Origin of the sequence: Geodermatophilus sp. CPCC 205761, assembly GCF_051383655.1 — a bacterium.
Taxonomy (GTDB): domain Bacteria; phylum Actinomycetota; class Actinomycetes; order Mycobacteriales; family Geodermatophilaceae; genus Geodermatophilus.
This window is the reverse complement of record NZ_JALPKQ010000013.1, coordinates 1-19,846: the sequence shown is the minus strand read 5'-3', so window position 1 is coordinate 19,846 and position 19,846 is coordinate 1. Positions and strand designations below refer to the sequence as shown.

General features: G+C 74.6%; 17 protein-coding genes and 1 riboswitch. Of the genes, 7 read left to right on the top strand and 10 right to left on the bottom strand.

All coding sequences use genetic code 11. The annotated features are described in order from the left end of the window. Window positions 1-36 precede the first annotated feature (36 nt). Both MY526_RS10080 and MY526_RS10075 read right to left on the bottom strand, forming a co-directional pair. On the bottom strand, window positions 37-1,344 hold the full coding sequence (locus MY526_RS10080) for an MFS transporter (RefSeq protein WP_436695303.1): 1,308 nt from the start codon (window positions 1,342-1,344) through the stop codon (window positions 37-39). Between the two features lie 301 nt (window positions 1,345-1,645). Then, entirely contained in the window at window positions 1,646-2,449 is an 804-nt protein-coding gene (locus MY526_RS10075; RefSeq protein ID WP_436703813.1) for a phospholipid scramblase-related protein, read from the bottom strand. Between the two features lie 62 nt (window positions 2,450-2,511). On the opposite strand from MY526_RS10075, the gene MY526_RS10070 reads away from it, so the two are divergent. Next, window positions 2,512-3,783: an ArgE/DapE family deacylase gene (locus MY526_RS10070; RefSeq protein ID WP_436695305.1), complete on the top strand. Its 1,272-nt coding sequence runs from the start codon at window positions 2,512-2,514 to the stop codon at window positions 3,781-3,783. Further along, complete coding sequence (locus MY526_RS10065; RefSeq protein WP_436703812.1) at window positions 3,780-4,433, top strand: HD domain-containing protein; 654 nt, start codon at window positions 3,780-3,782, stop codon at window positions 4,431-4,433. The genes MY526_RS10070 and MY526_RS10065 overlap by 4 nt, the downstream gene beginning before the upstream one ends. Here MY526_RS10065 and MY526_RS10060 read toward each other — a convergent pair. Then, window positions 4,378-4,680: a DUF4031 domain-containing protein gene (locus MY526_RS10060; RefSeq protein ID WP_436695307.1), complete on the bottom strand. Its 303-nt coding sequence runs from the start codon at window positions 4,678-4,680 to the stop codon at window positions 4,378-4,380. The genes MY526_RS10065 and MY526_RS10060 overlap by 56 nt on opposite strands. Before the next feature lie 35 nt (window positions 4,681-4,715). Between MY526_RS10060 and MY526_RS10055 the strand changes: the two genes are divergently transcribed. Together MY526_RS10055 and MY526_RS10050 are read left to right on the top strand one after the other, a co-directional pair. Continuing rightward, window positions 4,716-5,714, top strand: a complete 999-nt coding sequence (locus tag MY526_RS10055) for a Gfo/Idh/MocA family protein (RefSeq protein ID WP_436703811.1) — start codon at window positions 4,716-4,718, stop codon at window positions 5,712-5,714. An 89-nt stretch (window positions 5,715-5,803) separates the two neighbouring features. Continuing rightward, window positions 5,804-6,547 (top strand): hypothetical protein, encoded by a 744-nt coding sequence (locus MY526_RS10050; protein ID WP_436695309.1) that lies wholly within the window; start codon window positions 5,804-5,806, stop codon window positions 6,545-6,547. Window positions 6,548-6,596: 49 nt separating this feature from the next. Here the strand turns inward: MY526_RS10050 and MY526_RS10045 are convergent, their stop codons facing one another. Further along, on the bottom strand, window positions 6,597-7,382 hold the full coding sequence (locus tag MY526_RS10045; protein ID WP_436695310.1) for a DUF72 domain-containing protein: 786 nt from the start codon (window positions 7,380-7,382) through the stop codon (window positions 6,597-6,599). A gap of 341 nt (window positions 7,383-7,723) precedes the next feature. Between MY526_RS10045 and MY526_RS10040 the strand changes: the two genes are divergently transcribed. Together MY526_RS10040 and MY526_RS10035 are read left to right on the top strand one after the other, a co-directional pair. Continuing rightward, complete coding sequence (locus tag MY526_RS10040; RefSeq protein WP_436695311.1) at window positions 7,724-9,448, top strand: fibronectin type III domain-containing protein; 1,725 nt, start codon at window positions 7,724-7,726, stop codon at window positions 9,446-9,448. Window positions 9,449-9,573: 125 nt separating this feature from the next. Then, a complete protein-coding gene (locus MY526_RS10035; RefSeq protein ID WP_436695312.1) occupies window positions 9,574-9,942 on the top strand; it encodes a VOC family protein in 369 nt (122 codons plus the stop codon). Window positions 9,943-10,074: 132 nt separating this feature from the next. On the opposite strand, the gene groL is transcribed toward MY526_RS10035, so the two are convergent. From groL to thrC, 3 genes are all read right to left on the bottom strand, one after another. After that, complete coding sequence (groL, locus tag MY526_RS10030) at window positions 10,075-11,703, bottom strand: chaperonin GroEL (protein WP_436695313.1); 1,629 nt, start codon at window positions 11,701-11,703, stop codon at window positions 10,075-10,077. Window positions 11,704-12,003: 300 nt separating this feature from the next. Beyond that, entirely contained in the window at window positions 12,004-12,204 is a 201-nt protein-coding gene (locus MY526_RS10025) for a cold-shock protein (RefSeq protein WP_436695314.1), read from the bottom strand. Window positions 12,205-12,402: 198 nt separating this feature from the next. Continuing rightward, window positions 12,403-13,704 (bottom strand): threonine synthase, encoded by a 1,302-nt coding sequence (gene thrC / locus MY526_RS10020; protein ID WP_436695315.1) that lies wholly within the window; start codon window positions 13,702-13,704, stop codon window positions 12,403-12,405. A gap of 12 nt (window positions 13,705-13,716) precedes the next feature. Continuing rightward, window positions 13,717-13,844, bottom strand: a riboswitch (SAM riboswitch). Between the two features lie 59 nt (window positions 13,845-13,903). On the opposite strand from thrC, the gene MY526_RS10015 reads away from it, so the two are divergent. Further along, window positions 13,904-14,725 carry an HAD family hydrolase gene (locus tag MY526_RS10015; protein WP_436695316.1) on the top strand — a complete coding sequence of 274 codons (822 nt, stop codon included), beginning with the start codon at window positions 13,904-13,906 and terminating at the stop codon, window positions 14,723-14,725. A 41-nt stretch (window positions 14,726-14,766) separates the two neighbouring features. On the opposite strand, the gene MY526_RS10010 is transcribed toward MY526_RS10015, so the two are convergent. The 3 genes from MY526_RS10010 to MY526_RS10000 form a co-directional block, all read right to left on the bottom strand. Then, window positions 14,767-15,648: an ABC transporter permease gene (locus MY526_RS10010; RefSeq protein ID WP_436695317.1), complete on the bottom strand. Its 882-nt coding sequence runs from the start codon at window positions 15,646-15,648 to the stop codon at window positions 14,767-14,769. Continuing rightward, window positions 15,645-18,524 carry an alpha/beta fold hydrolase gene (locus MY526_RS10005; protein WP_436703810.1) on the bottom strand — a complete coding sequence of 960 codons (2,880 nt, stop codon included), beginning with the start codon at window positions 18,522-18,524 and terminating at the stop codon, window positions 15,645-15,647. Before MY526_RS10005 ends, MY526_RS10010 begins: the two co-directional genes overlap by 4 nt. A gap of 89 nt (window positions 18,525-18,613) precedes the next feature. Next, the coding region (locus tag MY526_RS10000; protein WP_436703809.1) for a LytR C-terminal domain-containing protein at window positions 18,614-19,846 on the bottom strand (1,233 nt) is incomplete at its 5' end.

Genomic DNA, 19,846 nt, shown 5'->3' with positions numbered 1-19,846 from the left:
GGCCCTGAGGTCGGTCTGAGGCCCCTCAGACGGACCTCAGCGCAGCTCGGTGCCCTTGGTCTCCGTCAGGGTGAGGATGACGACGAAGGCGATCACCGCTGCGACGGCGACGTAGACGAAGAAGACCAGCGGGTAGCCGGCCCCCGACAGCGCGGTGATGACCAGCGGGGCGGTGCCGCCGAAGGTCGCGACCGTGAGGTTGTACCAGGCGCCGATGCCGGTGGCCCGCAGCTCGGTGGGGAACAGCTCGCTCATGACCGCCGGTGCGATCGAGGCCAGCAGGGCGTAGAGCCCCAGCCCGGTGCAGAAGACGACGACCAGCGACAGCAGGTCGTCCTGCACCAGCAGCGACAGCGGCACGATCAGCACCGCGTAGGCGCCGGACCAGACCAGCATCTGCGGCTTGCGGCCGAACCGGTCCGACAGCGCGCCGAACGGGTAGCACAGCGCCACGAACAGCGCGGTGCCGATGGACAGGGCGAGGAAGACGTCGCCGTCGTCGGCGCCCCGGAAGCTGATCGCGAACGGGGTCAGCGCGCTGAAGAAGGTGTAGTACGACAGCGTCGACAGCATCGTGAAGGCGATCAGCTGGCCGACCGCCTTGGGGTGGTGGCGCAGGGTCTGGCGCAGCGGGTCCTTGGTGGCCCGGGCCTTGGCCGCGTTCTCCTCGAACTGGTCGGTCTCCTCCAGCGAGCGGCGCAGCCAGAGCCCGATCAGGCCGAGCAGGCCGCCGACGGCGAAGGCGATCCGCCAGCCGTAGGTCTGCAGCTGGTCCTCGGTGAGGACGTTGGTCAGCAGCACGCCGAGCAGCGAGGCCAGCAGCAGCGCGGTGCCGGTGGAGATGTAGAAGAACGCCGAGTAGCGGCCGCGGCGCTCCGGCGGGGCGATCTCGGCCAGGTAGGCCGAGGCGTTGGAGACCTCGCCGCCCAGCGACATGCCCTGGGCGATGCGGGCCAGCAGCAGCAGGATCGGCGCCAGCCAGCCCACCGCCTCGTACGTCGGCAGCACGGCGATGGCCATCGACCCGCCGGCCATGAGCAGGATGGTCAGCAGCATCCCGGCCTTGCGGCCGCGCAGGTCCGCGTACCGGCCGAGCAGCCAGCCGCCCAGGGGCCGGAAGAAGAACGCGAGGGCGTACGCGGAGGTGGCCCCGACCAGGGCGAGCGCCTCGTTCTCCGACGGGAAGAACTGGCCGGAGAAGTAGACGACGAACGTCGCGTAGACCGTCCAGTCGAACCACTCGACGGCGTTGCCGATGCTCGCCGAGACGAGCGTCCGCACCGGCAGCCGGTGCCGCTCCTCGACCGCCGTCGTACCGGCTCCCTGGTGCACAGCGCCTGCCATGGGTCGCTCCCGACGTCGCCCGGTTCCCCGACTCCGGACGACGGTAGGCGGGGTGTCCGGCGGCGGCACGTCGAACCGCGGCAGCCCCCGTCCGGGAGGGCGGGGGCTGCGGGACGAGGGTCCGGACCGGGTGACGGCCGCCTCGCGGCGAGTTGCACAACGCGGCTCCAGGCCCCCGACCGAGGTCGGGGCGGTAGTCCGCGGAGGCGGTATCCAATTGGCACCCGGGGGCACGATGCACCCGGCCCGGACGCTCCCGAGGCTACCCGCGGTCGCGCCCCCGCACACGGATCGGCCCGAGTCAGTTGAACCCGCGGTCGTCCTGCTTCAGTGCGGTGTCGACGGTGAGCGCCGAGGCGATGACCATGCTGGCCAGGGGCTCGGGGAGCCGGAAGTGGACGAGGACGACGTACCGGTCGGCGGTGGTGAACAGCGTCCGGGCCAGCCCCTCCCAGGTCTTGGTGATCCGCGCCACCTCGGTGCCCGCCGCGTCGGTGATCGAGAAGTCCCAGGCCCGCCAGTTCTCCGCCTGGATGGCCCCGACCGCCTGGCCGGCCACCACCAGGTCGAAGCGGATCCTCCCGAACACGGTGGCCTGCACGATCTCGCCCAGCACCTCCCCGGAGGGCCGCTGGACGACGACGCGCGACTTCACGAACTTCGCCGGCCGGGTGAGCACCAGCACCACACCGGCGGCGTCGCGGACCTCGAGCCGGTGGGTGAGGAACTGGTCGACGCTGGACAGGAACCGCACCGCCTTCTTCAGCGCGCTCTGCCCCACCTGGACGACCGCGCCGATCTGCCGGCCCTGCCCGTCGAGGACGGCGTACTCGTTGGTCAACTCGACGAGCTTGGTCTGCTGCGAGACGACGAGCACCGGCTGCTCGTACAGCGAGGGCCCCGCATCCCGCGGCGCCGGCGCGGCGGCGTGGGATGCGGCCGGGGGTGGCGGCGGCGGCAGCTGCGCGACCACGGTCGGGGCGGGCTTCGGTGGCGGTGCGGGCCGCTGCACGTGCTGGGTCCAGCCCGCGCCGTCCCACCACCGGGTGCCGCCGCTGCCGGCGGGGTCGGGGTACCAGCCGGGCGGCGCGGGTGGTTGCGTCACGGCCGGTCAGGCTAGTGCCCGGAGCGGTCGCGACCCGTCCACCGCGTGCCAGACTCCGCGGGGTGACCGACCTCTCCGACGCCGAGACCCGCGTCCTCGCCGCGGTGGACGAGGAGTGGCTGGTCGACCGGCTGCGCGAGCTGGTCGCCGTCCCGTCGATCGGCGGGACCGCCGCGGAGAGCGAGGTGCAGCACCTCGTCGCGGGGTGGCTCGAGGAGCTCGACTGCGCGGTGGACCGGTGGGAGATCGACCTGGCCGAGGCGGCCGCCGCCCCCGACGCGCCGGGCCAGGAGGTCGACCGCTCCGAGGCCTGGGGCGTCGTCGGCACCGCGCCGGCCGCCCAGGGCGGCGTCCCGGCCCTGGTGTTCTCCGGGCACACCGACGTCGTGCCGGCCGGCGACCGGGCGCTGTGGCCCGGCGACCCGTTCGAGCCGCGGATCGCCGGCGGGGCGCTGCACGGCCGCGGGGCGTGCGACATGAAGGCCGGCGTCGTCGCCTCCCTCGCCGCGCTGGCCGCGGTGCGGACGGCGGGCGTCCGGCTGGCCCGGCCGGTCGCCGTGCACGCCGTCGTGGGCGAGGAGGACGGCGGGCTCGGCGCCTGGGCCACGCTGCGGCGCGGGCACCGCGGTGACGTCTGCGTCATCCCCGAGCCGACCGCCGGCGCCGTGGTCACCGCCCACGCCGGGGCGCTCACCTTCCGGCTGGAGGTGACCGGGCACGCCGCGCACGCCGCCCACCGCGAGCAGGGCGTGAGCGCGGTCGAGCTCTTCGCCGACGTGCACGCCGGGCTGCGCGCCTTCGAGGCCGAGCGGCAGGTGGACGCCGACCCGCGCTTCGGCGGCGTCCGCTACCCGTACGGCATCAGCATCGGGCGGGTGCGGGCCGGCGACTGGGCCAGCTCGGTGCCCGACCGGCTGGTGGCCGACGGGCGCTACGGCGTCCGGCTGGGCGAGCCGGTGGCCGATGCGCGGGCGGCCTTCGAGGCGCGGCTGGCGGAGATCTGCGCGGGCTCCCCGTGGCTGGCCGCCCATCCGGTGCGGCTCACCTGGACCGGCGGCGTGTTCGCCAGCGGCTCGCTACCCGACGGGCACCCGCTGCTGGCCGCCGTCCGGCAGTCGGTCGCCGACACCGGAGCCGGCGCCCCGCCGGAGCGCGCCATCCCGGCCGGCAGCGACCTGCGGCTGTACGCCGCCGCCGGCATCCCGACACTGCACTACGGGCCGGGCGACCTGCACCTCGCGCACGGGCCGACCGAGCGGGTGCCGCTCGCCGAGCTGGTCACCGCGGCGCGGGCCTTCGCGCTGCTGACCCTGCGCAGCTGCGGGGTGGCATGAGCCTCGTCGGCTTCGAGGCGTGGGCGGAGCTGGCCGGCGACTCGCCCACGTCGCGCACGGAGTGGGCCGCCGTCGTCGCCGCGTGGAGCGAGCCGCACCGGCGCTACCACGACCTCGCGCACCTGGCCGCCGTCCTCGGCCTGGTCGGGGAGCTCTCCGCAGCCGCGGCCGACCCGGCCGCGGTCCGGCTGGCCGCCTGGTACCACGACGTCGTCTACGACCCGCGGCGCGGCGACAACGAGCAGGTCAGCGCCGAGCGGGCACGCGCCGGTCTGCGCGGGCTGGTGCCGGAGGAGCGGGTCGCCGAGGTGGTCCGGCTGGTGCTGCTCACTGCCGGGCACGACCCGGCGCCGGACGATCCGAACGGCGCGGTGCTCTGCGACGCCGACCTCGCGGTGCTGGCCGGCCCGCCGGCGGCCTACGCCGGCTACGCCTCGGCGATCCGAGCGGAGTACGGGCACCTCTCCGACGCCGAGTTCACCGCCGGGCGCACGGCCGTCCTGGAGCACCTGCTCGCGCTGCCGGCGCTCTACCGGCTCCCGGCCGTGGCCGCCGAGTGGACGCCCCTGGCCCGGGCCAACATCGCCGCCGAGCTCAGCCTGCTGAGGACGCGGGCCGCCGAGCCGCCTCCGGCGGCCGCGCCTTCTTGAGCCGCAGCCCGGCGCCGCGCAGCCGGGCCAGCAGCTCCCGCGCGCCCACCGGCTCGGCGCCGGCGGCCACGGCGACGTCGTAGAGCTCCTCCGGGACGTCGTAGTGGTCGCCCTGGAACGCCCGCCGCGGGATGCCGAGCTCGACGGCGACGAACGCGTGCAACTCCTCGTAGGAGACGTCGCTGACCAGGTGCGACCACAGCCGGCCACGCCACGGCCATGCCGGGGTGTCGATCAGGACAGCCACGGCGCCAGTCTGCCCGCGCCGCTAGCGTCGTGCCGGTGAGTGCCGAGATCCGCTGGGGCGTCGTGGGACCGGGGCGCATCGCGGAGAACGTGATGGCCGACTTCGCCCACGTGCACGGCGCCCGGCCGGTGGCGGTGGCCTCCCGGTCGGCCGACCGCGCGGCGGCGTTCGCCGGCCGGCACGGGCTGGAGCGGGCGCACGGCTCCTACGCCGGCATCCTGGCCGACCCGGACGTCGACGTCCTCTACGTGGCGACGCCGCACCCGCAGCACGCCGCCATCGCCCTGGCCGCCATCGACGCGGGCAAGGCGCTGCTGGTGGAGAAGGCGTTCACCGCGACCACCGCCGGTGCCGCCGCGGTCGTCGAGCGGGCCCGCGAGCGCGGCGTGTTCGTCATGGAGGCGATGTGGACCCGCTTCCAGCCGGCCGTCGTCCGGCTGCGCGATCTGGTGGCCGACGGCGCCATCGGCGGGGTCCGCTCGGTGCAGGCCGACCTCGGCGTGGCCCGCGACTACGACCCGCTGGACCGGCTGTTCGCCCTCGAGCTCGGCGGCGGCGCGCTGCTGGACCTCGGCGTCTACGTCGTCTCGTTCGCGCAGATGCTGCTCGGCACGCCGGACACGGTGCACGTCGCCGGCTCGCTGTTCCCGACGGGGGCCGACGCCGAGGCCGCGCTGCTGCTGGGCTACGCCGACGGCCGGACGGCGACGCTGACCACGTCGCTGCGGTACCCGACGCCCGGCGCGGCGCGGGTGATGGGCACCGGCGGCTGGATCGACGTCCTCCCCCGCTTCCACCACCCGGACACGATCGTGCTGCACCGCGCGGGCGCCGAGCCCGAGACGATCACCCGGCCGGCGACCGGCACCGGCTACGCGCACGAGCTGGCCGAGGTGACCGCCTGCCTGCAGGCCGGGCGCACCGAGAGCGCCGTCATGCCGCTGTCCGACACCCTCGCGGTGCAGGCCGTGCTGGGGCAGGCCGCCGACCAGCTCGGCATCCGGCACGCCGATGACCCGGCCGCCTTCACCTGATGAGGGGAGATCTCCTCCAAAGTTCAAGTTCTGGCGCCGGCTGCCGATGAGTGGAGTGACTACACCCACCGGCATCCAGGGAGCCGACCGTGTTCCTCATCCAGGGCATCACCGCACTCGCCGCGAAGTTCGGCTCCGCCTCGGTCGTCGTGCAGACGGCGGCCGGCGTCGGCGTGGCCGTCGCCGGCGTCACCGGGGCGGGGGCAGCCGGCGTGCTGCCCGGCGGCGTCCAGGACGGCATCGCCGGCGCCATCGAGGCGGTGACCCCCTTCGACGCGCCGTCCTCCGACGATCCGGTGTCCGACGCCGGCGAGATCGACGACTCCGGCCGGGACGGAGCCGGCGACGGCCCCGGGGCGGACCCCACCGAGATCCCGGGCGCCGCCGACCCGACCGCGTCGGACGACGACGGCACGCCCGACCAGGGCTCCGGCGACGCCGGCGAGACCGACGACTCGGGGCTCGACGGGTCCGACGACGGCAGCTCCGACGACGACGGCACGCCCGACCAGGGCCGCGGGGACGCGGGCGCCGCCGACCCCAGCGACGGCCCGGACGACTCCGACGACCCCGCCCGGCTGGCGCGCGAGGCCGCCGAGGAGCAGCGCAAGGCCGATGAGCGGGCGCGCCGCGACGCCCAGCGGGCCGCCGTAGAGGCCGCGGAGGAGGCCCGCGAGGCCGCCGAGGAGCAGCGCGAGGCCGATGAGCGGGCCCGCCGCGACGCCCAGCGGGCCGCCGAGGAGGCCGCGGAGGAGGCCCGCGAGGCCGCCGAGCGCAGCGCCGAGTCCGGCCGGCACAGCGGCGACGACGACCGGGACCGCGACGACGACTGATCGGGTGGCGGCTGGGCCGGCCTCCCGGTCGGCCTGACCACCCGTCGGTTCAGGCCGCGTCCCAGGCCAGGCCGCTGGCCTGCTCGGCGGTCGGCACCCGGGTCGGCGTGCGGGCGGTGCGGCGCACCGCCTCGGCGAAGACGACCGCGTCGACCACCGCGGCCCCGCCGGGGTCGTTGTTGAAGTAGACGAGGACGTCCTCGTCCGCTGCCCAGGTGGCCGCGAGCCGGTCGGCCCAGAGCTGCAGCGTCTCCGGCCGGTAGCGCCAGTCCTGCACGCCCCGGTGCAGCCGCAGGTAGCCCCACCCGGCCGTCCGCCACAGCGGCGCGACCGGCTCCTCGTCGCGGTCGGCCCAGCACAGCGCGGCGCCGTACCGCTCGAGCAGGGCGCGGACCTCGTCGGTCCACCAGGTCTCGTGCCGCGGCTCGACGGCCACCCGGGCGCCGGGCGGGAACTGCGCGAGGCACTCCCGCAGCAGGTCGACGTCGGCCCGCAGCGTCGGGGGCAGCTGCAGCAGGACGACGTCCAGCCGCTCGCCCAGCCCCTCCGCGCGCCCCATCAGCCGGGCGACCGGCTCCTGGGGCTCGCGCAGCCGCTTGATGTGGGTGAGGAACCGGCTGGCCTTGACCGCCCAGCGGAAGTCGGCCGGGGTGCGGGTGCGCCAGGCCTCGAACGTGCTGCGCTCCGGCAGCCGGTAGAAGGCGTTGTTGCTCTCCACCGTGGCGAAGTGGGCGGCGTAGTGCTCCAGCCACAGCCGCTGCGGCATCCGCTGCGGGTAGAAGCGGCCGCGCCAGTCGCGGTACTGCCAGCCCGACGTCCCGATGACCACCGCCACGGATCTCGCCTACCCGCGTGGGCTCCCGCTGACGCGGACACAGGCCGTCGACCCCCGTCCTCCCCGTTTGGGGGTCCGCGCCCCCCCTTCGCACGGCTGCCCCGCAGTCGATCATGCGGCGACCGTTCGGAGCGCCTCCTGGCCCGACCCGGAGGCTCCTACCGGATCGACCAGCGGAGACATCGATGACCACTGCACGACCGACCTCGCGGGGCGGTCACGGGGGCGCGCACGGAACAGGTGCACCTCCCGCGACCGGACGGACGCGGCCTCGCCAGCGGCTCCTGGCCGGCGGCCTGGCGGCCGCCACCGCCACCGGCGCCCTGGTGACGTTCGCGGCCATGGCCCAAGCCGGGACCCCACCTCTGGGCCCGGGCAACATCGAGATCTTCCCCAAGCGTGACATGGTCGCGCTGGAGGGCTACGCCGACCAGGCCGGCGAGACGGCCACCGTGACGGTGAACCGCAACGGCCAGCAGGTCGGGATCGGTGAGGGCGTCATCGACGCCACCGGGTTCCTGGAGTTCAACCACCCCGGTGGCTCCTGCTGGACCGGCGTGACGCCCGACATCCGGGGCGGCGACCTCGTCGAGGTGCGGTTCAGCGAGACCGCCTTCAGCGACGGCGCGACGACCAGCTCGGCGAAGATCGACGCGGTCGAGGTCAGCGACGTCGTGGCCACTCCCGCGGAGGGCGACGTCGAGGGCACCGTGACGATCAGCGGCACCTACGGCGACGACGTGAGCCTCGACCGGTTCGTCGTCGAGGTCGTCAACCCGGAGATGCGGCGTCCCGACCCGGCCACGCCCCCGACCCTGATCGGTGAGCGCGCCATCGGCTGGACGCCGGTCGTCGACCCGGCCGAGCCCAACGGCGGACCCGGCTACACCGTGGAGGGCAGCGCCAGCGGAGGGGTCTTCTCGGTCACCTTCAGCATGTTCTCCGCCGCCGACGCCGAGCGGGTGGCCGACGGAGAGCACGTCGTCACCTCGTGGATGCTGGACTCCGGCGAGCTGGCACTGGGAAACACCCTCTACGAGTTCGGGGAGACCGACGGCCCCGGATTCGGTGGCTGCCCGGCCGGCCCGGCCTCCCAGGCCCCGGTGCCCCCGACCCGCGTCACGGCCGTCCGCTCGGGCGGCGACGTCTCGCTGACGTGGACGACCCCGGCCCAGCCGGCCGACGCCAAGGCCGTCACCCAGTACCGGGTGGCCGCGATCGACGGCGTCACCGGCCAGGAGATCGCCGTGCGTCAGGGCGCCAACACCACCGGCCCGAACGAGGCCACCATCCGGGGCCTGAACGCGGAGCAGTCCTACGCACTCATCCTGGAGGCCAACAACGGGCTGTGGAGCCCGGTCGTCCAGCTCGGCACCCTCAACGCCGACGGCACCATCACGCCGGCGGTCGACCCGACCAACCCGGACACGGGCGGGGGGACCGGCACCGGCGGCGGCACGGGTACCGGCGGCGACACCGGCGGCGGCACGGAGACCCCGGCTGTCGTGGCTCCGACGGCGCCGACCCTGACCCGCGTCCTCGCCGGTCACGAGTCCATCACCGCGGAGTGGACGGCGGCGCAGCCGGGCAGCGCGACCAGCCCGGTCACCGGCTACGAGCTCGCCGCCACGCCCACCGCCGGCGGGGACGCGGTGACGACGACCGTCGCCTCCGGCACCAGCGGCACGGTGAGCGGTCTGGCCAACGGCACCGAGTACACGGTGTCGGTCCGTGCGCTGTCGGGCACGGCGGCGACGCCGGGCACGACGGCCAGCGGCGTCGTCGCCACGGTCACGCCGGGCGACGTCGTCACCGTCAGCCGGGCCACATACCGCGCCGACAGGCGGGAGTACCGGATCCAGGGCACCGCGGCTGACACCACGGCCAACCGGGTCCACGTCCGCACCTCGGCCGGCGCGACGATCCAGGTCAACGTCCCCGTCGCGGCCGACGGCACCTGGTCGGTCGACCTGCGGAACGGTCCGGCGCTGCCGACGGACAACCGGATCACCGTCACCTCCGACTCTGGCGCCAGCCTGACGACGGCGGTGACCCGGTCCCGCTGACCCGGGACCGCACCCGGGGCAGCGCTGACGCCCCGCAGCACGACCGCACCCCCGAGGGCCCGTCACCGATCCGGTGACGGGCCCTCGGCCTGCCGGGGGCCGCGCCGGTGTGCTGAGCTGCCGCCATGGCCGACGCACCCGCCCGCTTCAAGGACCTCTGCCTCGACGCCCACGACCACCAGGCGTTGGCCGACTGGTGGTGCGCGGCCCTGGGCTACGTCCGACGGGACACCCGGGACGACGGCACGCCCTTCGACCGGGCGGGGCCGGTGCCGATCGCCGATCCGTCCGGGGCCGGCCCGCTGATCTGGGTGAACCCGGTCCCCGAGCGCAAGACGGTGAAGAACCGGATGCACCTCGACGTCGACGGCGACACCGCCGCGCTGCTCGCCGCCGGGGCGACGCTGCTGCGCGCCAGGGACACGGAGATCCGGTGGGACGTGCTCGCCGACCCCGAGGGCAACGAGTTCTGCGTCTTCGCCCCCGACGCCTGAACACGAGGGCGAAGACGCCGACAGGGGCGGCCCGCCTGAGCGGACCGCCCCTGCCGAGGTGACGCGATGGAACGGCTACGTCGCAGGGACCCGCGGCGCGCAGAGCGCGTCGTGGGGGGCGACGTGGTCCTTCTAGAAGTCCATGCCGCCCATGCCGCCGTCGCCACCCGGCATGGCCGGAGCGGACTTCTCCGGCTTGTCGGCGATGACGGCCTCGGTGGTGAGGAAGAGCGCCGCGATGGAGGCGGCGTTCTGCAGCGCCGAGCGGGTCACCTTGGCGGGGTCGATGATCCCGCTGGCGACCAGGTCCACGTACTCGCCGGTGGCGGCGTTGAGGCCCCAGCCGGTCTCCGAGTTGCGCACCTTCTCCGCCACGACGCCGCCCTCGAGGCCGGCGTTGATGGCGATCTGCTTCAGCGGCGCCTCGAGCGCGACGCGCACGATGTTGGCACCGGTCGCCTCGTCACCCTCGAGCTCGAGCTTCTCGAACGCGACGGTGGTGGCCTGCGCCAGGGCGACGCCACCACCGGCGACGATGCCCTCCTCGACGGCGGCCTTGGCGTTGCGCACCGCGTCCTCGATGCGGTGCTTGCGCTCCTTGAGCTCGACCTCGGTCGCGGCGCCGGCCTTGATGACGGCGACGCCACCGGCCAGCTTGGCCAGACGCTCCTGCAGCTTCTCGCGGTCGTAGTCGGAGTCCGACTTCTCGATCTCGGCGCGGATCTGGTTGACCCGGCCGGAGATCTGGTCGCTGTCACCGGCACCCTCGACGATCGTCGTCTCGTCCTTGGTGACGACGACCTTGCGGGCGCGGCCCAGCAGCTCGGTGCCGGCGGACTCCAGCTTGAGGCCGACCTCCTCGCTGATGACCTGGCCACCGGTGAGGATGGCGATGTCGGTCAGCATGGCCTTGCGGCGGTCGCCGAAGCCGGGCGCCTTGACCGCGAGGGACTTGAAGGTCCCGCGGATCTTGTTCACGACCAGGGTCGCGAGGGCCTCGCCCTCGACGTCCTCGGCGATGATGGCCAGCGGCTTGCCCGACTGCATGACCTTCTCCAGCAGCGGGAGCAGGTCCTTGACCGAGCTGATCTTGCTGTTGACGACGAGCACGTACGGGTCGTCGAGGACGGCCTCCATGCGCTCGGCGTCGGTGACGAAGTAGGGCGAGATGTAGCCCTTGTCGAAGCGCATGCCCTCGGTGAGCTCGAGCTCGAGGCCGAAGGTGTTGCTCTCCTCGACGGTGATGACGCCTTCCTTGCCGACCTTGTCCATCGCCTCGGCGATGAGCTCGCCGATGGCCGGGTCAGCGGCGGAGATCGACGCGGTGGCGGCGATCTGCTCCTTGGTCTCGACGTCCTTCGCGGTCGAGAGGAGGTACTCGGTGACCGACTCGACGGCCTTCTCGATGCCCTTCTTGAGGGCCATCGGGTTGGCGCCGGCGGCGACGTTGCGCAGGCCCTCGCGCACGAGCGCCTGGGCGAGCACGGTGGCGGTGGTGGTGCCGTCACCCGCGACGTCGTCGGTCTTCTTGGCGACCTCCTTGACCAGCTCGGCGCCGATCTTCTCCCACGGGTCCTCGAGCTCGATCTCCTTGGCGATGCTCACACCATCGTTGGTGATGGTGGGGGCACCCCACTTCTTCTCGAGGACGACGTTGCGGCCCTTGGGGCCGAGGGTCACCTTGACGGCGTCGGCGAGGGTGTTCATGCCCCGCTCGAGGCCGCGGCGAGCCTCTTCCTCGAAGGCGATCATCTTGGCCATGTGGTGATGTCCTCCATGCATGGATCGCTGCACGGCCGGGTTCGGCGCCCGCGACGGACGACACCGGTGGCACGGGCACTCCGTCGGCCCGCACACCAGTGCCTCACCGCATCCGACCTGATTGGCACTCGGCACTGTCGAGTGCCAACCGAGAGTTTGGCACTCGACCCTGCCGAGTGCAAGAACGGGGGGTGGGCGCCGGCTGTTCCCCGGCCCGACCGAGTGCCTCTGCGGCCTCCCGGACACGACCGAGGCCCGGCCCCCTGGCGGGGAACCGGGCCTCGGCGAGGACCTGCGAGCTCAGGCGGAGCGCACGCTGTCGGCCTGCGGCCCCTTCTCACCCTGGACGACCTCGAAGGTGACCCGCTGGCCCTCGTCGAGGCTCTTGTACCCGTCCATCTGGATGGCGGAGTAGTGGACGAAGACGTCCTGGCCGCCGTCGACGGCGATGAAGCCGAAGCCCTTCTCGGCGTTGAACCACTTCACGGTGCCCTGTGCCACGTGTGCTCCCACGTTTCGTGCGTGCGGACGACGCCAGCCATTCCAGCGCCGGGTCTAGCTCTTCCGCCCGTCGAACACGAACGTGGAACCGAACCGCGGGAGAAGGTACAACACGAAGGGCGTGGTGAGAGCAACCTCACCCACGCCGGACACGGATGGAGGGACGACGTCCCCCGATCCGGCTGCGACCCTACTCCGTCACCCGATGAGACCGGCCGCCCGCACCGACTTCAGCGACGGCTGCACCCGGTGGGTCGGCCCGACGACCGGCTCCAGCGGGTCGAGGGTCTTGAGGCCCTCCCCGGTGTTGAGGACGACGGTCTCCTTGGCCGGGTCCAGCCGGCCGTCCTCCAGGAGCTGGCGCAGCACCGCGACCGTGACGCCGCCGGCGGTCTCGGCGAACACCCCGGTGGTCCGGGCGAGGTCGCGGATGCCCTGCACGATCTGCTCGTCGTCCACCCGGCCGACCGCGCCACCGGTGCGCCGGATCGCGTCGAGCGCGTACGGGCCGTCGGCGGGGTTGCCGATGTTGAGCGACTTGGCGATGCCGGTCGGCTTCACCGGCTTGACGACGTCCCACCCGTTGTCGAAGGCCGTGGCGATCGGGTCGCAGCCGGCCGACTGGGCGCCGAAGATCGTCCACTCGCTCGCCTCGACGATGCCGGCGGTGGTCAGCTCGCGGAACGCCTTGTCCACCTTGGTGAGCAGCGAGCCCGACGCCATGGGGATGACGACCTGGGCCGGGATCCGCCAGCCGAGCTGCTCGGCGATCTCGTAACCCATCGTCTTGGAGCCCTCGGCGTAGTAGGGCCGCACGTTCTGGTTGACGAAGGCGGTGTCCTCGAACTCGTCGGTCTCGGCGAGCTCGCTGGTCAGCCGGTTGACGTCGTCGTAGGAGCCGTCGACGGCGACCAGCGTCTGCCCGTAGACCGCCGACTGGACGACCTTGCCCGGCTCCAGGTCGCTCGGGATGAACACGAACGACGGGATGCCGACCCGCGCGGCGTGCGCGGCGACCGAGTTGGCCAGGTTGCCGGTGGAGGCTGCGGCGATCTTGGTGTAGCCCAGGCGCTTGGCGGCGGTCGCCGCGAGGCTGACCACGCGGTCCTTGAACGAGTGGGTGGGGTTGGCCGAGTCGTCCTTGACCCAGAGGCCCCCGGTGACGCCCAGCTCCGCGGCCAGCCGGTCGGCCCGCACCAGCGGGGTCAGGCCGGGGTCGAGCGAGACGCGGTCGGCCGGGTCCTGCCCCACCGGCAGCAGTGCGACGTAGCGCCAGATGTTCTGCGGGCCGGCCTCGATCTGCTCGCGGGTGACCGCGCGCATGATCTCGGGGTCGTAGTCGACCTCGAGCGGGCCGAAGCACTCGGCGCAGGCGTGCTCGGCGACCAGGCCGAAGGTGGCGCCGCAGTTGCGGCACACCAGCCCGCGTGCCGGACACGGGGGCACCGGGCCACCGGCACCGGAGTCGGCCTGAAGGGAACCGGGAGCGGTCAGGGTCATGCGACGACTACCTCCTCATCTTCCCCGCGGCGGGCCGTCGAGCCGCGCGGGACGGAATTGGCACCTCTCGCCGCGGAGTGCGCGGTCGGCGGTTGCCGGGGCTTCATCGGGCCGTGTCCCTCTGCCCCTCTGGATGAGTGGAACGCACCGACTGTACCCAGGTGACCGTCGTCGCTGCGGACCCGGCCACGATGAGTCCGTGACTGCGCGGATCGTCTACACCGACCTCGACGGCACGATGGTCGGCCCCCGGGGCTCCTTCTGGCACACCGCCGCCCGCGACCTCACCGCCGGCCCGGCCACCGCACTGCTCGACCTGCACCGGGCCGGCGTCCCGCTCGTGCTGGTCAGCGGGCGGACGTTCGAGCAGGTGGTGGAGGCGGCGCGGATCTTCGCGGCGGACGGCGCGATCGCCGAGCTCGGCTCCGTCGTCGGCTGGGACGGCGGCCGCGGCGTCCACCGGCTGACCGGGGAGCTGCCCGCCGAGCACGCCGCGCGGGCCCCGATGGAGGTGATGGCCGAGCTCGGCGTCGTCGAGGACCTGCTGGCGCGCCACGCCGGCCGGCTGGAGTGGCACGCCCCCTGGCACGCCACCCACACGACCGACGCGCTGCTGCGCGGCCGGGTGGACCCCCTGGCCGTCGACGCGTACCTCGCCGAGCGCGGGCACGGCTGGCTGACGCTCAACGACAACGGGTCCATCCCGGCGACGTCCCGGATGACCCTGGCCCCCGACGCGCTGCCGCCGCGGGTCTACCACCTGATGCCGCGCGGCATCTCCAAGGGCGCGGCGATCGCGTGGGACCTCGAGCGACGCGGCCTGACCCCCGACGACGCGGTGGCGATCGGCGACAGCGTCAGCGACCTGGAGATGGCGCCGGCGGTCGGCCGGCTGTGGATCACCGCGAACGGGGCGACCGTCGACGGGATGGCCGACCTGCTGGCCGCCGTCCCGAACGTGGCGGTGACCGGTGCCGCGATGGGCGAGGGCTGGGCCGAGGCCGTCCGCGCGAGTCTCTGATGGAGTGGTTCTGTCGGCGTCACGCCGACAGAACCACTCCATCAGCTCGTGACGTCGCGGCGGGCGAAGTGGCGGAAGGCCAGCGCGGTGAAGACCGCCGCGTACACCAGCGACTGGACCACGCCCCGGAACAGGTCGCCGGAGTCGACCGGGGTCTGCAGCAGGTCGGTCCAGGCGAACTCCTCCGCGGTGGGGAACCAGTCGCGGACCGCGCCGAGCTGCTCGACCTGGTCGAGGATCGCGAAGACGAACATGGTGAACACCGCGCCGCCGACCGCGGCCAGGGGCGCGTCGGTGATCGTGGAGAACCAGAACGCCAGCGTGCCGACGACGAGCAGGTGGACGGCGAGGTAGCCGACCATCCCGGCCAGCCGCAGCAGCCCCTCACCCTGGCCGAGCGTCACGCCGATCGGCGTCTGGATCGCCTCGAACCCGAAGGCGATGCCACCGGCCACCAGTCCGGTGAGGACCAGCGCCAGCAGCGCCCCCACCGAGAGCACCAGGGCCGCGTACCACTTCTGCCGGAGCAGCCGCATCCGCGGCACCGGCGTGGCCAGCGTGTAGCGCAGCGACCCCCACTGCGCCTCGGCGGCAACCGTGTCGCCGAAGAACAGCGCGTAGACGACGACCAGGAAGAAGCTGGTCGTCGCGAACAGCACGAACAGGGTGAAGTTCAGCCCGCTGGAGGTGGCGACGTCGACGAGGTTCAGCCGGCTGTTCTCCGCCGCCTCCTCGCTGGCCCCCAGCTGCAGCGCCGCGATCAGGATCAGCGGCAGCGCGACCATCAGGGCGAAGACGCCGATGGTGCGCCGGCGCTTGAACTGCCGGCGCAGCTCGACCGACAGCCGCAGCGTGCGCTCGGGCCGGTACCCGGCGATCGCCCCCGTCGGCTGGACGTGCTCGGTCTCCATGCTCCGGCTCACGCCTCCTCCCCCACCAGCGCCAGGAACGCGTCCTCCAGCCGGCGCCGCGGCGTGAAGGCGTCGACCTCGAGGCCGGCCTCGACCAGAGCCTGCAGCGCCCGGACCCGGCTGGTGCCGTCGAGCTCGGCGACCAGCCCCTCGTCGGTGTGCACGGCCGACACCCCCGGCAGCCCCTCGAGGACGGCGATCGCGCGGTCGGTGTCGGCGTCGTCGACCAGGCCGACGAGCACCGCGCCGCCGGTGCCGACGATCTCCTCCACCGTGCCCTGGGCGATCTTCTGTCCCTTGGTCATGACGACGACGTGGCTGCAGGTCTGCTCGATCTCGCTGAGCAGGTGGCTGGACACGATGACCGTCCGGCCGGTCGCGGCATAGGACCGCAGCACCTCGCGCATCGCGTGGATCTGGGGCGGGTCCAGCCCGTTGGTCGGCTCGTCGAGCACCAGCAGGTCGGGCAGGCCGAGCATCGCCTGGGCGATCGCCACCCGCTGCCGCATGCCCTGGCTGTAGCGGCGCACCGGGCGGTCGATCGCCGTCCCCAGCCCGGCCACCTGGATGGCCTCGTCCATGTGCGCGTCCGCGGCCGGCCGGCCGGTGGCCGCCCAGTACAGCCGGAGGTTGTCGCGGCCGGACAGGTGCGGCTGCAGGCCGGTGCCCTCGACGAAGGAGCCCAGCCGGGAGAGGACGGGCGCGCCCGGGCCGGCCGCGTGGCCGAAGATGCTGATCCGCCCGTCGGTGGGCCGGATCAGCCCCATGAGCATGCGCAGCGAGGTGGTCTTGCCCGCACCGTTGGGCCCGAGCAGGCCGAGCACCTGGCCGCGGCGCACCTCGAAGGAGAGGTCCCGGACGGCGACGAAGCCGTCCTTGTAGGCCTTGGTCACGCCGGTGAAGCGCAGCGGGACGTCCTCGCCATCGGGTTCGACGGCCGACACCCGGCGGCGGCGCCGGCGGCCCCACAGGACGGCGACCAGCCAGCCGAGCAGCCCGAGGGCGACGACGGCGCCCAGCAGCACCCACCAGCGGGAGGTGCCGCCGACGGCCTCGGTCCGGCCGTCGACCTCCGGGACGCTGAGCGCGGCGCCGTCCCCGCCGGCGAGGGCCACCGAGTAGACGATCGCCTCGGCCGGCAGCGCGAACGCCTGGTCGGTCGAGGAGACGACGACCCGCAGGGTGTGCCCCGCCTCGAAGCGGTGCACGATGCCCGGCAGGGTCACCGACACCTCGGTGGGCGCGGTCGGGTCGGCCGACAGACCGGTCAGCGCCAGCGGCGCCACCTGACCGGCGGGGAGGGTCATCGAGCCGTCGGGCCCGACGTCGTAGAGCTTGGCGAACAGCGTCGCGGTGCCGCGGGCCGAGGCGACCGCGAGGTCGACCGTCGGGGCGCCCACGACCTCGACCGCGCTGTCGAGCGGCTCGCTGTCGAAGGCGGCGAACTGGCCGGGGATCTCGAAGGAGCTGCCACCCAGGGCCGCGCTGAGCGAACCCAGCCCGGGCACCACGGTGATCGCCGCGGGGGTGCCACCGGCGGGGGTGACCACCGGCTGCGTCGACCCGCTGAGCGGGAAGGTGGACCGGGTGGCGGGCTCGGCGCCGGCCAGGCCGGGGTACGCCGGCGCCACCACGGTCTGGTTGCCGCCCTGCACGTTTCCGACGCCCGCGCCGACCCCGGCGGGGACGGGGAACTCGAAGCCGGTGCCCGGGTCCTCGCCCTCGCCCCGCAGGTGCCAGTCGAACCACCCGGCGACCTGCTCGCGCAGCCGCTCCCGGGTCCGCTCCGAGCCGGAGTCGTCGTGGCCGCCGGTGTACCAGACCACCTTGACCGGGGTGCCGTCGGCGGCGATGCCCCGGGCGTTGGCGTCGGCCTGCCCCAGGCCGAACAGCGAGTCGCGGGTGCCCTGGACCAGCAGCGTCGGGGCGTCGATGCGGTCGAGGACGGTCGCCGGGCTGCTGCGGTCGAGCACCGCGGCGATCTCCGGCGTCAGCGTGCCGGTGGCCGCGGCGGTCTGGTAGGCGGCGCAGATGTCGGTCCGGAACCGGCCGCAGGTCAGCAGCTGCTCCACCTGCGCGGGGTCGACGGACGCCGGACCGAGCTGCGGGAGGCCCGCACCTGCCGCGGCCGGCAGCCCGCCCTCGTCGTCCTCGCCGGTGCCGCCGCCCAGGGCGTCGAGCAGGCCCCCGGTGGGCACCGACCCGACGCCGAAGAACAGCCCCGACCACAGCCGCTTGTAGACCCCGGCGTCCGCGCCCTGCGGAGTCGCCGCGACGGTCTCGCCGTCGGCGGCACCGACCTGGGAGGGAAACAGCGCCGCGGTCAGCGAGTTCCAGGTGATCTGCGGAGCGATGGCGTCGATGCGGTCGTCGTAGGCCGCGCCGAGGAGGGACAGCGCCCCGCCGTAGGAGGCGCCGGCGACGCCCACGCGGGGGTCGCCCTCGCCGTCGAGCAGCACGTCGTCGCGCTCGGCCAGCCGGTCGAGCTGCGTGGAGAGGTCGGCGACCTCGTAGCGCGGGTCGTTGAGGCCGATCTGGCCGGTGCTGCGGCCGAAGCCGCGCGCGGAGTAGGCGAGGACGACGTAGCCGCGCTCGGCCAGCAGCCGGGCGTCCTCGGCCACGGAGTCCTTGCTGCCGCCGAAGCCGTGCGCGAGGACGACGGCGGGGGCCGGCCGGTCCGCGGTCGCGGAGCCCGGCAGGTAGAGGGTGGTGTCGAGCTCGACGGCGTCCGCGCCCGAGCCGGAGGGGACGAGCGACTCCTCGGTGGCGACGTCCTCCGCGGCCGCCGCCGGCGCGGCCGGCGAGACGACGAGCAGGACGCCGGCGAGCAGCGGGGTGAGCAGGGCGACGAGCGCTCCGCGGGCGCCGGGGCGCGGGCGGGGACGCACGGGCCCGCGATGGGGACGCACGGAGCGGCCAACGGTCGACCGCAGCCCGGTGTTCCGGACCCGCCGCACCGGCTCGGCGCGGCCCGGCGTCAGGGCCGCCACTCTCCGGTGGCCACGAGCACGAGACCGGGGACGGCCACGTCGGGGACCTCGAAGAACCGCACCGCTGGGCCGTGGATCTCGGGGAACAGCTCGACCAGCCGGACCGCGGCCTGGCGCTGGGTCTCGTCGCCCTCGGTGTAGTAGACGGTGGTGACGGCGATGTCCCCGCCCTGGTACTGGCCCACCCCCGGCGACTCGAAGCCCTGCCCGCCGATCGCGCCGGCGACGTCGGCGGCCAGCCCGGTGATGCCGGTGGCGTTGAGCACGGTCACCGGAGCCCGGACGTCCGCGGCCGGGGCGGCGCCCTCGGCCGGCGGCAGCGGCTCGACCTCCAGCGGGGGCAGGGCCGAGCTCGGCGGCGCGGTGGCGGCCGACGTCGAGGGGGTGGTCGCGGTCGACTGCGACCGCGAGGCCTCCTCGGCGTCCGGGACGGCGAAGGAGTAGACGCCCAGCACCACCAGCGCGACGACCGCGACGGCGAGCAGGCCGGTCGCGGCGCGGCGGACACCCGAGGGGCGGCGCGGGCCGTCCTCGTCGTCGAGCCGGACCGCGGTCGCCCCACTGCGACGGCCGGACCTGCGGCGCTCGGCCTCCGCGGCCTGCCGCTCGGCGCGCAGCGCCGCCCGGCCGCCGACGACCTCCGTCGACGGCCCGGTGACCGGGCCGGTCACCGGCCCGCGGCGCAGGTCCGCGGGCTCGTCGAGGTCGTCGTCCTCGTCGACCCGGTCGTCCTCGTCGGCCCAGCGGTCGTCGGCGTCGCCGCGGTCGCGGGTGGTGGCGTTCCGGTCGGGGATCGCCTCGGTGGCCGGTGCCGGGGTCCGCCGCGCGGAGTCCTCGGCCCGGGCGGGGTTGCGGTCCGGGATGGCCGTGGTGATCGGCGCGGGGGCCGGCCGGTCCGGCTCGACGCGTGAGGGGCTGGTCCAGTCGCGGGAGCCGGAGCCGTTCCGCGACGGCGCCTCGACGGCGGCCGGCCGGCCGGCCCGCCAGGACGGCTCGGCGGCCGGCTCGGTGCCGGCGCCGCGGCGCGGACCCGCCTCCGGCCGGGGCTCGTCGCTGCCGTGGCTCGGGGTGGGGACGGCCTGGAACGGCGCGACCGTGGTGCGTGGCGCCACCGGCGCCGGGGGGGCCACCGGAGCGGCCGCCGCGGCGGGCGGGAGGGGGAGCCGCACGCGGGTCTCGGGCGCCGGCTCCACCGGACGCGGCCGCGCGGCGGGCCGTGC

What these genes read in the sequence shown, in the direction of transcription:
- MY526_RS10040 (WP_436695311.1), top strand. Translation starts at nt 7,724, where the DNA reads ATGGCCCAAGCCGGGACCCCACCTCTGGGCCCGGGCAACATCGAGATC.
- groL (WP_436695313.1), bottom strand. Translation starts at nt 11,703, where the DNA reads ATGGCCAAGATGATCGCCTTCGAGGAAGAGGCTCGCCGCGGCCTCGAG.
- MY526_RS10065 (WP_436703812.1), top strand. Translation starts at nt 3,780, where the DNA reads ATGAGCCTCGTCGGCTTCGAGGCGTGGGCGGAGCTGGCCGGCGACTCG.
- MY526_RS10035 (WP_436695312.1), top strand. Translation starts at nt 9,574, where the DNA reads ATGGCCGACGCACCCGCCCGCTTCAAGGACCTCTGCCTCGACGCCCAC.
- MY526_RS10080 (WP_436695303.1), bottom strand. Translation starts at nt 1,344, where the DNA reads ATGGCAGGCGCTGTGCACCAGGGAGCCGGTACGACGGCGGTCGAGGAG.
- thrC (WP_436695315.1), bottom strand. Translation starts at nt 13,704, where the DNA reads ATGACCCTGACCGCTCCCGGTTCCCTTCAGGCCGACTCCGGTGCCGGT.